This is a genomic window from Paucibacter aquatile (assembly GCF_002885975.1).
In the GTDB taxonomy this organism is placed as follows: Bacteria; Pseudomonadota; Gammaproteobacteria; order Burkholderiales; family Burkholderiaceae_C; genus Paucibacter_A; species Paucibacter_A aquatilis.
In genome coordinates this window covers 474,338-488,389 of record NZ_POSP01000003.1, presented here as the reverse complement: position 1 = coordinate 488,389, position 14,052 = coordinate 474,338, and the positions used below count along the sequence as shown (strand labels likewise).

Annotated in this window: 8 protein-coding genes and 2 pseudogenes; 5 read left to right on the top strand and 5 right to left on the bottom strand. The window is 68.6% G+C overall.

The window, feature by feature from the left end:
- Nucleotides 1-95: 95 nt before the first annotated feature.
- Complete coding sequence (gene purL, locus C1O66_RS05390; protein ID WP_102766948.1) at nt 96-4,091, top strand: phosphoribosylformylglycinamidine synthase; 3,996 nt, start codon at nt 96-98, stop codon at nt 4,089-4,091.
- On the opposite strand, the pseudogene C1O66_RS05385 reads toward purL, so the two are convergent.
- The 4 genes and pseudogenes from C1O66_RS05385 to C1O66_RS05370 form a co-directional block, all read right to left on the bottom strand.
- Nucleotides 4,092-4,757: pseudogene (locus C1O66_RS05385) on the bottom strand (MsnO8 family LLM class oxidoreductase); the annotation flags it as partial. It abuts the gene before it with no gap.
- Nucleotides 4,758-4,956: 199 nt separating this feature from the next.
- A pseudogene (locus C1O66_RS24250) lies at nt 4,957-5,355 on the bottom strand (MsnO8 family LLM class oxidoreductase); the annotation flags it as partial.
- A 9-nt stretch (nt 5,356-5,364) separates the two neighbouring features.
- Entirely contained in the window at nt 5,365-8,076 is a 2,712-nt protein-coding gene (locus C1O66_RS05375; protein ID WP_102766945.1) for a PAS domain S-box protein, read from the bottom strand.
- A gap of 120 nt (nt 8,077-8,196) precedes the next feature.
- Entirely contained in the window at nt 8,197-9,312 is a 1,116-nt protein-coding gene (locus C1O66_RS05370) for a S1C family serine protease (RefSeq protein ID WP_102766944.1), read from the bottom strand.
- 189 nt (nt 9,313-9,501) lie between these two features.
- Between C1O66_RS05370 and C1O66_RS05365 the strand changes: the two genes are divergently transcribed.
- From C1O66_RS05365 to upp, 3 genes are read left to right on the top strand one after another with little or no spacing between them, the layout of a single operon-like run.
- The gene (locus C1O66_RS05365) at nt 9,502-10,254 is read left to right on the top strand and encodes a DUF1624 domain-containing protein (RefSeq protein ID WP_279305042.1); all 753 of its coding nucleotides are present in this window, start codon (nt 9,502-9,504) and stop codon (nt 10,252-10,254) included.
- Nucleotides 10,251-11,015 (top strand): 23S rRNA (guanosine(2251)-2'-O)-methyltransferase RlmB, encoded by a 765-nt coding sequence (gene rlmB, locus C1O66_RS05360; RefSeq protein ID WP_102766942.1) that lies wholly within the window; start codon nt 10,251-10,253, stop codon nt 11,013-11,015. Before C1O66_RS05365 ends, rlmB begins: the two co-directional genes overlap by 4 nt.
- A 48-nt stretch (nt 11,016-11,063) precedes the next feature.
- Nucleotides 11,064-11,696, top strand: coding sequence for a uracil phosphoribosyltransferase (upp, locus tag C1O66_RS05355; protein WP_102766941.1), 633 nt, complete (start codon nt 11,064-11,066; stop codon nt 11,694-11,696).
- A 10-nt stretch (nt 11,697-11,706) separates the two neighbouring features.
- Here upp and C1O66_RS05350 read toward each other — a convergent pair whose 3' ends face one another.
- Nucleotides 11,707-13,056: an aminotransferase-like domain-containing protein gene (locus C1O66_RS05350; protein WP_102766940.1), complete on the bottom strand. Its 1,350-nt coding sequence runs from the start codon at nt 13,054-13,056 to the stop codon at nt 11,707-11,709.
- 119 nt (nt 13,057-13,175) lie between these two features.
- On the opposite strand from C1O66_RS05350, the gene C1O66_RS05345 reads away from it, so the two are divergent.
- Nucleotides 13,176-14,039: a DMT family transporter gene (locus C1O66_RS05345; RefSeq protein ID WP_102766939.1), complete on the top strand. Its 864-nt coding sequence runs from the start codon at nt 13,176-13,178 to the stop codon at nt 14,037-14,039.
- Nucleotides 14,040-14,052 lie beyond the last annotated feature (13 nt).

Genomic DNA, 14,052 nt, shown 5'->3' with positions numbered 1-14,052 from the left:
GCCCCTTTGCCGCTTTGTCCGGCCAGGTCCCGCGCTCTCGGTAGAATCCCGCACCTTCACACGGCATCTTGGCCGTGCCATCCACGCGGGACACCATGGCAACACCCAAGCACTTGCTTTCTTTCGAGGGCGGCAACGCTCTATCCGCCTTCCGGGCTCAGGCCTTGCTGCCGCAGCTGCAGGCGATCAACGAACGTATCAATGGTGTGCAAGCGCGCCATGTGCATTGGGTCTGGGCTGATGCGGCCCTGGATGCAGACGCTGGCGCCAAGCTGGCCGCGCTGCTGAACTATGGCGATGCCTATGTGGGCGGCGAAGACGGCCACCTGGTGGTGGTGGCCCCGCGCCTGGGCACGGTCAGCCCCTGGGCGTCCAAGGCCACCGACATCGCCCACAACTGCGGCCTGAACATCCACCGCGTCGAGCGCGTCACCGAGTACCGCATCACCCTCAAGAGCGGCCTGCTGGGCGGCACCAAGACCCTGAGCCAGGCCGAGCTGATCGCCTGCGCCGATCTGCTGCACGACCGCATGACCGAGAGCGTGCTGCTGGCCCGCGAGGACGCCGCCCACCTGTTCGATGAGAAGACCGCCCAGCCGCTGGAGCATGTCGATGTGCTGGGCCAGGGCCGCGCCGCCCTGGTGGCCGCCAACAAGACTTTCGGCCTGGCCCTGTCCGAAGACGAGATTGACTACCTCGAAAACGCCTTCCAGACCCTGAAGCGCAACCCCAGCGATGTCGAGCTGATGATGTTCGCGCAGGCCAATTCCGAGCATTGCCGCCACAAGATCTTCAACGCCAAGTTCACGGTCGACGGCGTCGACCAGGACCTGAGCCTGTTCGGCATGATCCGCAACACCGAGAAGCTGAGCCCGCAGCACACGGTCAAGGCCTATTCGGACAATGCCTCGGTCATGGAAGGCCACCGCATCGAGCGCTGGATGCCGGCCGGCGACCAGCGCGCGCCGCAGTACCAGGCCCGCGAGGAGCTGGCCCATGTGCTGATGAAGGTCGAGACCCACAACCACCCGACCGCCATTTCGCCTTACCCCGGTGCCTCGACCGGCGCCGGTGGCGAAATCCGTGACGAAGGCGCCACCGGCCGCGGCTCCCGCCCCAAGGCCGGCCTGACCGGCTTTTCGGTCTCCAACCTGCACCTGCCTGGCCTGAGCGAGCCCTGGGAGCAGAATCCGGTTGGCAAGCCCAGCCACATCGCCAGCGCCTTGCAGATCATGATCGAAGGCCCGCTCGGTGGCGCGGCCTTCAACAATGAGTTCGGCCGCCCCAATCTGAACGGCTACTTCCGCGTCTACGAGCAGAAGGTGGACGGCGTGCAGCGCGGCTACCACAAGCCCATCATGATCGCCGGCGGCCTGGGTGCCATCCGCGACGACCAGACGCAGAAGATCGAGTTCCCCGCCGGCTCCCTGCTGGTGCAGCTGGGTGGTCCCGGCATGCGCATCGGCATGGGCGGCAGCGCTGCCAGCTCGATGGCGGCTGGCACCAACACCGCCGACCTGGATTTCGACTCGGTGCAGCGAGGTAACCCCGAGATCGAGCGGCGCGTGCAGGAGGTGATCAACCACTGCTGGGGTCTGGGTGAGAAGAACCCCATCCTGGCCATCCACGATGTGGGCGCCGGCGGCATCTCCAATGCTTTCCCCGAGCTGGTCAACGATGCCCATCGCGGCGCGGTCTTCGATCTGCGCAAGGTGCCGCTGGAAGAGTCCGGCATGGCGCCCAAGGAAATCTGGTGCAACGAGAGCCAGGAGCGCTATGTGCTGGCGATTGCCGCCGACAGCCTGGACCTGTTCCAGCGCATGTGCGAGCGCGAGCGCTGCCCCTTTGCCGTGGTCGGCGTGACCACCGAGAAACGCGAGCTGATTCTGGAAGACGGCCCCGGCGGCCAGCGTGCCGTGGACATGCCCATGGATGTGTTGCTGGGCAAGCCGCCCAAGATGCACCGCGAGGTCAGCCGCGTCGCCCGCGATGCCGGCACGCTCGATCTGAACGGCGTCAGCCTGGCCAGCGTGGCCCAGACCGTGCTGCGCCACCCGACCGTGGCCTCCAAGCGCTTCCTGATCACCATCGGTGACCGCACCGTCGGCGGCCTGAACAGCCGCGACCAGATGGTCGGCCCCTGGCAGGTGCCGGTGGCGGATTGCGCCGTGACCCTGGCCGATTACAAGGGCTTCGCCGGTGAAGCCATGGCCATGGGCGAGCGCACGCCGCTGGCGGCCGTGGACGGCCCGGCCTCGGGCCGCATGGCGGTGGCCGAGTCCATCACCAATCTGCTGGCCGCACCGATCGAGCTGCCACGCGTCAAGCTCAGCGCCAACTGGATGGCCGCCTGCGGCGAGCCTGGTGAGGATGCCGCCTTGTTCGACACCGTCAAGGCGGTCGGCATGGAACTGTGCCCGGCCCTGGGCGTGTCCATCCCCGTGGGCAAGGACTCCCTGTCCATGCGCACCCGCTGGAGCGATGCGCAAGGCGCCGAGCAACAGGTGACAGCCCCCGTCTCCTTGATCATCACCGCCTTTGCCTCGGTGGCCGATGTGCGCGGCACGCTGACGCCCCAGCTCAAGACCGATGCCGGCGACAGCAGCCTGATCCTGGTCGACCTGGGTGCCGGCCAGCACCGCATGGGCGGCTCCATCCTGGCCCAGGCCCTGAACCAGTTCGGCGGTGCCGTGCCGGATCTGGACGACGCGGGCTTGCTCAAGAGCCTGGTCGCCGCAGTCAATGAGCTGCGCGCTGCCGGCCAGTTGCTGGCTTACCACGACCGCGGTGACGGCGGTCTCTGGGCCACGGCCTGCGAGATGGCTTTTGCCGGCCATGTGGGCGTGAGCCTCAATGTCGACATGCTGGTCACCGAGGGGGACGGCGTCAGCGACAGCCGCGCCGACACCGGCGACGCCAAGAACTGGGCCACCCAGGTGGGCGCACGCCGCGAAGAGCTGACGCTCAAGGCCTTGTTCAGCGAAGAGCTGGGCGTGCTGCTGCAGGTGCGCACCGCCGACCGCGACGCCGTGCTGCAGGTGCTGCGCCGCCACGGCCTGTCCAAGCTCAGCCATGTGGTGGGCAAGCCCAATGGCAACGGCCAGGTCGAGGTCTGGCGCGATGCCAAGAAGGTCTACAGCGAATCGCTGGAACAGCTGCACAAGAGCTGGGACGAGGTGTCCTGGCGCATCAACCAGCTGCGCGACAACCCGGCCTGCGCCGACAGTGAGCATGCCCAGGCGGGCCTGGCCAGCGACCCCGGCCGCCATGTGCACCTGAGCTTCGACCCGAACGAGGATGTGGCCGCGCCCTTCATCGCCACCGGCGCCCGCCCCAAGCTGGCCATCCTGCGCGAGCAGGGCGTCAACTCGCATGTCGAGATGAGCTATGCCATGGCGCAGGCCGGCTTCGACACCTACGACGTGCACATGAGCGATCTGCAGGCCGGCGCGGTGACGCTGGAGCAGTTCAAGGGCTTTGTGGCCTGCGGCGGTTTCAGCTACGGCGACACCCTGGGCGCCGGCGAAGGCTGGGCCCGCTCGGTGATGTTCAACCCGGTGCTGGCCGAGCAGTTCAAGGCTTTCTTCGCTCGCGGCGACAGCTTTGCTCTGGGCGTGTGCAATGGCTGCCAGATGATGGCGGCGCTGTCGCCCATCATCCCGGGCGCGCAGCACTGGCCCAAGTTCACGCGCAACAAGAGCGAGCAGTTCGAGGCCCGCCTTGCCATGGTGGAAGTGCTGGAGTCGCCCAGCCTGTTCTTCCAGGGCATGGCCGGCAGCCGCCTGCCCATCGCCGTGGCGCATGGTGAAGGTTTTGCCGACTTCTCGCAGCGCGGCGATGCCGCCCAGGTCGCACGCGCCATGCGCTATGTCGACCATTCGGGGCAAGCCACCGAGACCTATCCGCTCAACCCCAACGGCAGCCCGGACGGCCTGACCTCGGTGACCACCGCCGATGGCCGCTTCACCGTGCTGATGCCGCACCCGGAGCGCGTGTTCCGCAATGTGCAGCTGAGCTGGACTTCGGGCGACGTCAGCGCGTTCAGCCCGTGGATGCGGATGTTCCGCAACGCCCGCAAGGCCCTGGGCTGATCAGGCCAGCAGCTCGTAGGAGTGCAGCCGGGCCTGGAAATCATGCACCGCCGCGGCGACGATGAACTCGTCGGCGCCGGTGCGTTCCTGCGTGGTGCGCAGGCCGGCGCGCACCGTCACCGGTGAGCCGACGATGGATTCGGCCAGCATGCGCTCAGCCCCCAGACGTTCGGCCGGCGAGGCGGCCGCCCACAGCGGCGCCATGCTGTCCACCGGCCGCGGCAGCGGACCACGCTGGCCGCGCTGCATGCCCAAAAAGCGCTGCTGCAGGGAGCTGAACAAGCGGCCCGCCTCGGCATCGCTGTCGGCCACGATCACATTGAGCGCCACCATGGCGTGGGATTTCGGATGTGCCGCGCTGGGCCGGTACTGGCTGCGGTAGAGATCGAGCGCCTGTTGCAGCAACTCGGGCGCGAAATGCGAGGCAAACGCAAAGGGCAGGCCCAGATAGGCCGCCAGCTGCGCGCTGTAGAGGCTGGAGCCCAGCAGCCAGACTGGCACCTCGGTGCCCTGGCCAGGGATGGCGCGCACGAGCTGCCCCTCTCGGGCCGGCGCCAGATAGGCCTGCAGTTCCATCACATCCTCGGGGAAGCGATCCTCAGAAGCGCTGCTCAGGTGGCGGCGCAGGGCCCGCATGGTGGGGCCATCGGTGCCCGGTGCGCGGCCTTGGGCCTGTTAACACGACGTCGATGGGTCGCGAAGGCTCGCCTCAGCGGGTCAGGCTAGGCGCAGCGTGCCGCCCGCACTCGCGTGCGGGCCAGCGCCGCAACGACGCCTGGCCCGCTGAGTCGAGCCTTCCCGCAGGGTTGCGGCCAGAAAGACCGCCGGCCACGTTGCAAATCCTCGCCGGGTGTCCAACCCGGCTGCGGTTCGCGCCTTGCCTGCGGCCTTTCTGGCCGGCAACGCGACCCATCGACGTCGTGTTAACAGGCCCTAAGCCCAGATCGATGCGGCCGGGGTAGAGCGTGGCCAGGGTGCCAAAGGCCTCGGCCACCGTCAGCGGCGCATGGTTGGGCAGCATCACGCCACCTGAGCCGACCCGGATGCGCGTGGTCGCGGCGGCCAGCCGGCCGATCAAGACCGCGGTGGCGGCACTGGCCACGCCGTCTATATTGTGGTGTTCGGCCACCCAGAAGCGCCGGTAGCCCAAGGCATCGGCATGGCGGGCCAGGGCGATGCTGTTCAGCAGGGCGCTGCGCGCGTCGCTGCCTTCGACGATAGGGGCGAGGTCGAGAATCGACAGCGGGATGGAGCGTCGGGTCATACCCCGAGTCTAGGAGTTCGGCGGCTTCGGCACCGGCCTGGGGTCATGGGCGCGCTCTTCCGCCTTGGCTGAGAGCTGCGGCGCCACATAGGGCAGGCGGAAGGTGAAGCGGCTGCCCTTGCCGGGCTCGCTGCTCAGCTCGATCTGGCCGCCCAGGATGCCGGTGACGATGTTGTAGACGATGTTCAGGCCCAGACCGGTGCCGCCGCTGCCCATCTTGGTGGTGAAGAAGGGGTCGAAGGCGCGGCGCCGCACTGCCTCGCTCATGCCCACACCGTCGTCCTCGACCACCAGCAGCAGCCAGTCGGGCGAGAGCTCATCGGCACGGATGGACAGGCGCCCGTGCTTGCGGCCGCCGAAGGCATGCAGCAGGGCGTTCAGCACTAGGTTGTTGATCACCTGGCCCAGGGGGCCGGGGTAGCTGTCCAGCGGGCGCTGGGTGTGCACCTCGCAGACCACTTGATACGGCGTTGTGCGCAGGCGCGGGCGCAGCAGGCTCAGCACATCGTCCAGGGCGCTGGCCAGGTCGAAGACACGGCGCTGCGAGCTGGTCTGGTCGACCGAGAGTTGCTTGAAATGCGCCACCAGCTCGGTCGAGGTGCTCAGCGATCGCAGCAGGATGCTGGCCGCCGTGCCGGCGTCGCGCAGGTAGTCGGCCAGGTGCTGGCGGCGCAGGCCCGTGCCCTCGAACTCGGCCTGAATCTCGCGGGTGCGTTCCTCCAAAGTCGAGGCCGTGGTCAGGCAGTTGCCCAGCGGGGTGTTCAGCTCATGGGCCACGCCGGCCACCAGGGAGCCCAGGGCCGCCATCTTTTCCGAGCGCAGCAGCTCATCCTGGGCCTGGCGCAAGGTGTGCATGGCTTCGGTCAGCTCAATCGTGCGGCTGCTGACCCGGTCTTCCAGTTCGGCGTTGAGCTGCACCAGGGCGCGCTCGGCCTGGCGTTGCTCGGTGATGTCGCGGGCAATACCGAGATAGCCCATGGCCGGGCCGCCGCGGTCGCGCACCAGGCTGACGGTCAGCGAGACATCGAGCGCGCTGCCGTCCTTGCGCAGATAGGTCCAGACCCGGGTCTCGCTGCCAAGCACGCGGGCTTTGGCAACAAACGTGTCGAAACCCTGGATGGTTTCGCCCAACTCGGCGCTCAGCTCGACGGCCCGTTGCCTGACCTCTTCACGCCGATGCAGGAAATCCGGGTAGCGGCCCAGCATCTCGCGCTCGTTGTAGCCCAGCATGCGCTCGGCGCCGCGGTTGAAGACGGTGATGCGGCCGTCCAGACCGGTGGCGATGATGGCCACTTCGCTGGCCGAGTCGAGGATGGCTTGCAGGCGGTTCAGCGTCTCGGTCAGCGCCGCTTGCGATTCGATCAAGGCCTGCTCGGCTTGTTTGGCCGCCGTGATGTTGCGGCCGGTGCCACGGTAGCCGGCGAACTCGCCATTCGCGTCGAAAAAGGGCGTACCCGAGACGCTGACATAACGGACGGATCCATCGCCCGCGTAGTGCGCGTACTCGAAGTCGCGGAAGGCTTCGTGGCGCTCCAGCATGGCCTGATGTGCGGCCCAATCGACCCCGGGCACCAGGGCGGGCGACTCCCAGCGCTTCATGCCCAACAAGGCCTGCGAAGGCACTTGCGAGGCTTTCTCAGCCGGGCGCGAGATGTAGCTCAGGCGCAGCTCGCGGTCCTGTTCCCAGACCCAGTCGGTGGACAGCTCGGTCAGGCTGCGAAAGCGGGCGTGCTCGGCATCCAGGGCGCTCTGCACCTGGCGGCTGTGGGCGATTTCCTCGGCCAGGGCGCGGTTGTGGCTTACCAGCAGGCGGCGCCGGTAGACCAGCAGGCCGGCCAGCCAGGTCAGCACTAGGCTCACCCCGACCGCCAAGGCCGTCTCGATCGACCGCCAGCTCGGCCCCTGGCTCCAGCCCTGGGCCGGCACGGCCGCCAGGGTCCAGACGGCGCCGGGCAGGTTGACGGTCTGCAGCACCGGCCGGCGCTGTGGCAGGCTGCGGTCGCCCCAGATCACAGCGCCCAGGCGCTCGGCCGGCTGGCCCGTATGGTAGAGGCCCAGGCGCAGATCCTGGCGATTGGCCAGGCCGGTGCTCTCCATGAAGCGGGGCAAGTCGGCCACCACCGAGATCACGCCCCAGTACTGCGGCGCCTGGCCTTCGGGCCGTGGCAGGAACACGGGCACGCGTTGGATCAAGCCTTGGCCGCCCTGGACCAGCTGCACCGGACCCACCAGCAAGGGCTGGCCCAGGCGTCGGGCGAGCTGGACCTGCTCGTACTGGCGCGGGATGCTGCGGTAGTCCAGGCGATAGACCGCTTCGTTGCCAGCCAGGGGATAGACGAATTCAGCCACGTCGTTGGGGGCGGCAACGATGCTGCGCACATGGGGCAGCAGGCGGATCACCTGGCTGCTCATGGCCTGGAAGCGGGCGTCCGAGATGCCGCCGTCGAGCCGGATCAGGGCCTCAAGGCCGAGGGTCGGCGCAAACGTGGTTTGCGCCACCGCTTCCAGGCGACTGCGCAGGGCGTTGAGTTCTTGCTGCACCTGCGCTTCTTCGGCCGCCAGGGTTTGGCCGTGGCGCATCCAGGCCAGGGCGATGCACAGGGTCAGGCTGACCAAGGCGGTCAGCAGGGCCGGCCAGTAGGCCGGCAGGATGCGGGACAGGCTCGGCGAGTCAGGCGCTGCGGTAGGGCTGGTGGCCGGGGGCTGGGTTTGCAGGCTCATCGCCGGGAGGCTCGGTCACAGAAAGAGTCGTTTGCTTTGACGGTAACACAGGCCCCGGGACCTGCCAGCCGGGGAAGCGCGGAGCTGCGGTGGTGTGGCGAGGGCCGGCCTTTTTATCGCTCAGTCGGCGCTGCCCAGCTGCACCGCCTGCTTGCGGGTCTTGCCGGCGTTCCACAGGCTCAGGGTCACGCGCTCGCCGACCTGGCGGCGCTCCAGCAGGCTGAGCATTTCGTCCAGATCGCGCACCGGCTCGTCGTTGATGGCGGTGATCACATCGCCGGCGATCACGCTGCCGTCGCGGCCGCGGGCAAACACCTGCAGGCCAGCCTGTGCCGCCGGGCTGCCCGGCGAGACGCGCAGCAGGGCCACGCCCTTGGGCAGCTTGAGCGCCTGGTTGACGTTCTCGGGCGCGGCCGTGATGCCCAGGGCCGGGCGGATCAGGCGGCCGTCGCGGATGAGGCGCGGCACGATGCGGTTGACCTCGTCCACGGGAATCGCAAAGCCGATGCCGGCGCTGGCGCCGCTGGGGCTGTAGATCGAGGTGTTGACGCCGATCAGCCGGCCGGCCGAATCGAGCAGGGGGCCGCCCGAATTGCCTGGGTTGATGGCCGCATCGGTCTGGATAGCACCACGGATGGTGCGGCGGGTGACCGACTCGATCTCGCGGTTGAGGGCGCTGACGATGCCCAGGGTCAGGGTCTGGTCCAGGCCGAAGGGGTTGCCGATGGCGTACACGGCCTGGCCCACCTGCAGCTCGCGGCTGCTGCCGATGGCGATGGCGGCGAGCTTCTCCTTGGGGGCCTCGATGCGCAGCACGGCCAGGTCACGGTCGGGGAAACTGCCCACCAGCTTGGCCGGGTAGCTGCTTTGGTCCGACAGGGTGACGGTGGCGGCGTCGCCGTCCTGGATCACGTGGAAATTGGTCACCACATGGCCGGCATCGTCCCAGATGAAGCCGGTGCCGGTGCCGCGCGGCTGCTGGGTGATGTTCATGGAGAACAGATCGCGGCTCAGGGCCAGGGTGGTGATGTGCACCACCGAGGGCGACACCTTTTTGAAGACGTTGATGTTGTTCTGCTCGCCGGCATCGAGCGGGCCGCGCGGCTGCACGGCACGCGGCTCGGCCTGCGGCTTGCTCTGCGCGGTATTGGGCCAGCAGGCGCTCAAGCCCACACCGGCCAGCAAGGCCAGGGCGAGCAGGGCGGCTTGAGAGGCGGGGGCGGTGGGCAGTTTCATCGGGCGTGGCAGGGCAGTTGAATGAAAAAAGCAGGTGAGTGCGGCAGGTCGGTCTGAATTGCGGGGATTCAAGGCATGGCGCCGGTCGTGCTCGGCGCATGCCGGGCAGCCCGCAGCGGATGTGCGAGCGGCTGCGGCCCGGCCTTGCCCGTAGACTGCCGCCATTCTGACTCCTCTTGCGGCACTGTCTTGGCCCCTGATTCACCCCTCACTCCCACCCCAGCGCCGCTGCAACGCGTGCCGCGGCTGGACGCCTTGCGCGGCGCGGCCATCGTCTGGATGGCGCTGTTCCATTTCTGCTTTGACCTCAACCACTTTGGCTGGATCCAGCAGAACTTCTACCGCGACCCCTTCTGGACCGGGCAGCGCAGCGCCATCGTCAGCCTCTTCCTGCTCTGCGCCGGCCTGGGCCAGGCCCTGGCGCTGCACCAGGGCCAGCCCTGGTCGCGTTTCTGGCGCCGCTGGGCCCAGGTGGCGGGTTGTGCGCTTCTGGTCAGCGCCGGCTCGGCGCTGATGTTCCCGCGCAGCTTCATCAGCTTTGGCGTGCTGCACGGCATGGCGGTGATGCTGCTGATCCTGCGTGCCATTGGGCCGCGTTTGCCGCTCTGGGCCTGCCTGGGCCTGGGCCTGCTGGCCTGGCTGGCGCCGCAGCTCTGGCCGCATCCCTTCTTCGACAGCCGCTGGACCAACTGGGTCGGCCTGGTCACGCGCTTGCCGATCGCAGAGGATTTCGTGCCCGTGCTGCCCTGGCTGGGCATGATGCTCTGGGGCTATGCCGGCGGACGCTGGCTGCTGGCTGCACGCCCGGCCTGGCTGGGAGGCGTGCTGCCGGCGCCGCTGCAGCCGCTGGCCGTGCTGGGTCGCTGGTCCCTGAGTTTCTACATGCTGCATCAGCCGGTTTTGATCGGTTTGTTGACTGCAGCCGCTACGATGCGGGGATGAGCAGCAGCACCAGCAACAAAATCCTCTTCGGCTTCCATGCCGTGACCGTGCGCCTGAAGACGCACCCCAAATCCATCAGCGAGATCCATGTCGACGCCACGCGGCGCGACCAGCGCATGCGCCAGTTTGTCGAGCGCGCCACCGAGGCCGGCGCCAAGCTGGTGGACAGCGACGACGATCGCCTGGGCAAGCTGGCCGGCAGCAGCCGCCACCAGGGCGTGGTCGCCCGGGTGCAGCCCCTGGCCATGCAGCATTCGCTGGACGCGGTGATGGAGGACCTGGAAGCGGCCGAGGTTCAGCCCCTGCTGCTGGTGCTGGACGGTGTCACCGACCCGCACAACCTCGGCGCCTGCCTGCGCGTGGCCGATGGTGCCGGCGCCAACGCCGTGATCGCACCCAAAGACCATGCCGTCGGACTGAACGCCACCGTGGCCAAGGTGGCCAGCGGTGCAGCCGAGACCGTGCCCTATCTGATGGTGACCAATCTGGCCCGCTCGCTCAATGAGCTGAAAGAGCGCGACATCTGGATCATCGGCACCTCGGACCAGGCGACGAAATCGATCTACGACATCGATCTGAACCGCCCGGTGGCCCTGGTGCTGGGCGCCGAGGGTGACGGCCTGCGCCAGCTCACCGCCAAGACCTGCGATGAACTGGTCAGCATCCCCATGCTGGGAGCGGTGGAAAGCCTGAATGTCTCGGTGGCCGCAGGCGTGTGCCTCTACGAAGCCCTGCGCCAGCGCCGCGCCCGCCAGGGATAATCGCGCCCCCTCCCGCAGTTTTTGCCTCCCCCGAAGAAGAGCACAGCCATGGCCGTCATCGAAGTCCAGCACCCCCTCGTCAAACACAAGATCGGCCTGATGCGCGAGGCCGACATCTCGACCAAGAAGTTCCGCGAGTTGACGGGTGAGGTGGCGCGCCTGCTGGCCTACGAGGCCACGGCCGACTTTCCGCTAGAGAAAACCACCATCGAGGGCTGGTGCGGCCCGGTCGAGATCGACCAGATCGCCGGCCGCAAGGTCACGGTGGTGCCGATTCTGCGGGCCGGTCTGGGCATGATGGACGGCGTGCTGGACATGATCCCCAATGCCAAGATCTCGGTCGTTGGCCTGGCCCGCGATCACGAGACCCTGAAGCCGGTCAACTACTTCGACAAATTCGTCGGCCATCTGGGCGAGCGCACCGCCCTCATCATCGACCCCATGCTGGCCACGGCCGGCTCCATGATCGCCACCATCGATCTGCTCAAGGCGCGCGGCTGCAAGGACATCCGCGCCCTGGTGCTGGTAGCCGCGCCCGAAGGCGTTGCCGCGCTGAACAAAGCCCATCCTGAGGTGCGCTGCTGGACGGCCGCCATCGACAGCCATCTCAACGAGCAGGGTTACATCATCCCGGGCCTCGGCGACGCGGGCGACAAGATCTTCGGCACCAAGGACGCCTGAGCGCGTTTTTTCAGAGAACGCTGTGCGCCTCGATGACTTGGCGCACCGCTCGCAGCGCCGGCGTCAGGGCGGCCCGGTCCACGGAGCCCAGGGCCAGGCGTATGGCCTGGGGCTCGCTGCCGTCGCGCTTGCCGGTGTAGGGCGCGGCGGTGGAGACCGAGATGCCGCCTTGCAGCAGCTCGGCCGCCACCCGGTCGGCGCGGACGTCCTCGCCCAGCGGCAGCCATAAAAAGTAGGAGCCCGGGTGGCCGATGCGGGGCAGGGGCCCGAGCAGCTCGGCCGCCAGGCGCTGGCGCTCACGGGCGTCGGCCCGTTTCTCGCGCTCCAGCCGGTCCACCGTGCCGTCTTCCAGCCAGGCGCAGCCCAGGGCCGTGGTCAGGCCCGGCGTGCTCCAGGTGCTGGCCCGGATGGCACGCTCCAGCGCGGCGATGCAGGCCTTGGGGGCATGCACAAAACCCAGGCGTAAGCCGGCCGCCACGCTTTTCGACAGGCCGGAGATGTAGACCGTGCGCTCGGGCGCCAGCATGGCCAGAGGCGGCGGTGCCCGCTCCACCAGATAGGCGTAGGCCGCGTCCTCGATCAGCAGCAGCTCATGCTGTTCGGCCAGCGCAGCCAGGGCCTCGCGCTCGGCCAGCTCCATGACCCAGCCCAGCGGGTTGTGCAGGGTGGGCATGGTGTAGAGCGCGCGCACGCGGCGCTGCTGGCACAGGCGATCCAGCGCAGCCAGATCGGGGCCCGCCCCATGGCCGGCGGCCGGCACAGCCACCAGCTCCAGCCTCAGGGTTTCGGCCAGCAGGCGAAAGCCGGGGTAGCTCAGTGCATCGATCGCCACCACATCGCCCGGCTGCAGCAGGGCCAGGCCAACGCAGGCCAGGCCGTGTTGGGCGCCGTCCACCAGGAGCACCTGCTCGGCGATGGTATGCAGGCCGCGGCTGGCCAGATGGCGGGCCACGGTTGCACGGTCATGCGGGCGGCCGCCGTGGGGCTGGTAACGCAGCATGGCCTCCAGGTCACCGCCCTGCGCCAGCTGGCGCAGGCCGCTGCGCAGCAGCTCGGCCTGACCGGGCAGGGTGGGGTAGTTGAAGCCCAGGTCCACCAGATCCGGCGCCAGCACGCCCAGATCCAGACCATGGCCTGCCGGCAGGCTGGGGTCGCGCACGAAGGTGCCGCGGCCCACCTCGCCGCTGACCAGGCCCATGCCGGCCAGCTCGGCATAGACGCGGCTGGCCGTCACCAGGGCCAGGCCTTCACGCCGGGCCAGCTGGCGCAGCGGAGGCAGGCGCGTGCCGGGGCGCAGTGCGCCGCTGCGGATGTCTTGGGCCAGGCGGTCCAGCAGTTGTTTGTAGCGAGGGGCGGACATGGCGGTGGGGATGTATCCATGACAATTTTTTGATTGTATTGATCGCGGGCTTTAGGCTGTGCTCATCGGCCGCTGCGGTCACTCTTCGCGCCCACCCCCTCAGCGGCGCTCACGACGGTATGGACAAGAATTCGAGCGGCTGGCTCCATGGCTTCATCGGAGTGCTGATCTTCAGTGGCTCGCTCCCGGCCACGCGGCTGGCGGTGCTGGATTTCGATCCGCTCTTTCTCACCGTCGCCCGCGCCAGCATCGCCGGTCTGCTGGCCCTGGGCCTGCTGCTGTTGCTGGCCCAGCCGCGGCCGACGGCGGCGCAGTGGCGATCCCTGCTGGTGGTGGCCCTGGGCGTGGTGCTGGGTTTCCCGCTGCTCACCGCCCTGGCCTTGCGGGAGATGAGCGCCGCACATTCCATCGTCTTCCTGGGCCTGCTGCCGCTGAGCACGGCCGCCTTCGGTGTCTGGCGCGGTGGCGAGCGGCCGCGGCCGGTGTTCTGGGTGTTCTCGCTGCTGGGCAGCCTGCTGGTGGTCGGCTTTGCGCTGTCGCAGGGCCTGAGCCTGGCGCCGCGCGGCGATGCGCTGATGCTGCTGGCCATCCTGGTTTGCGGTCTGGGCTATGCCGAAGGGGCGCGGCTCTCCCGCAGCCTGGGCGGCTGGCAGATGATCTGCTGGGCCCTGGTGCTGGCCCTGCCGCTGATGCTGGCCTTGACCTGGTGGCGGCTGCCGGTGAGCTGGAGCGGCATCGGCTTGCCGGCCTGGCTGGGGCTGGCCTATGTTTCGCTCTTCAGCATGTTGATCGGCTTTGTGTTCTGGTACCGCGGCCTGGCCCAGGGCGGGATTGCCCGCGTCGGTCAGCTGCAGCTCTTGCAGCCGCTGTTCGGCCTGGCCTTGGCGGCTGGCTTGCTCGGCGAGGCGGTGAGCCCGGCCATGCTGGTCGTGACCGTGGCGGTGATTCTCTGTGTGGCCGGAGCGCGGCGCTTCGGGCGATGAAGTGCGCCGGGGT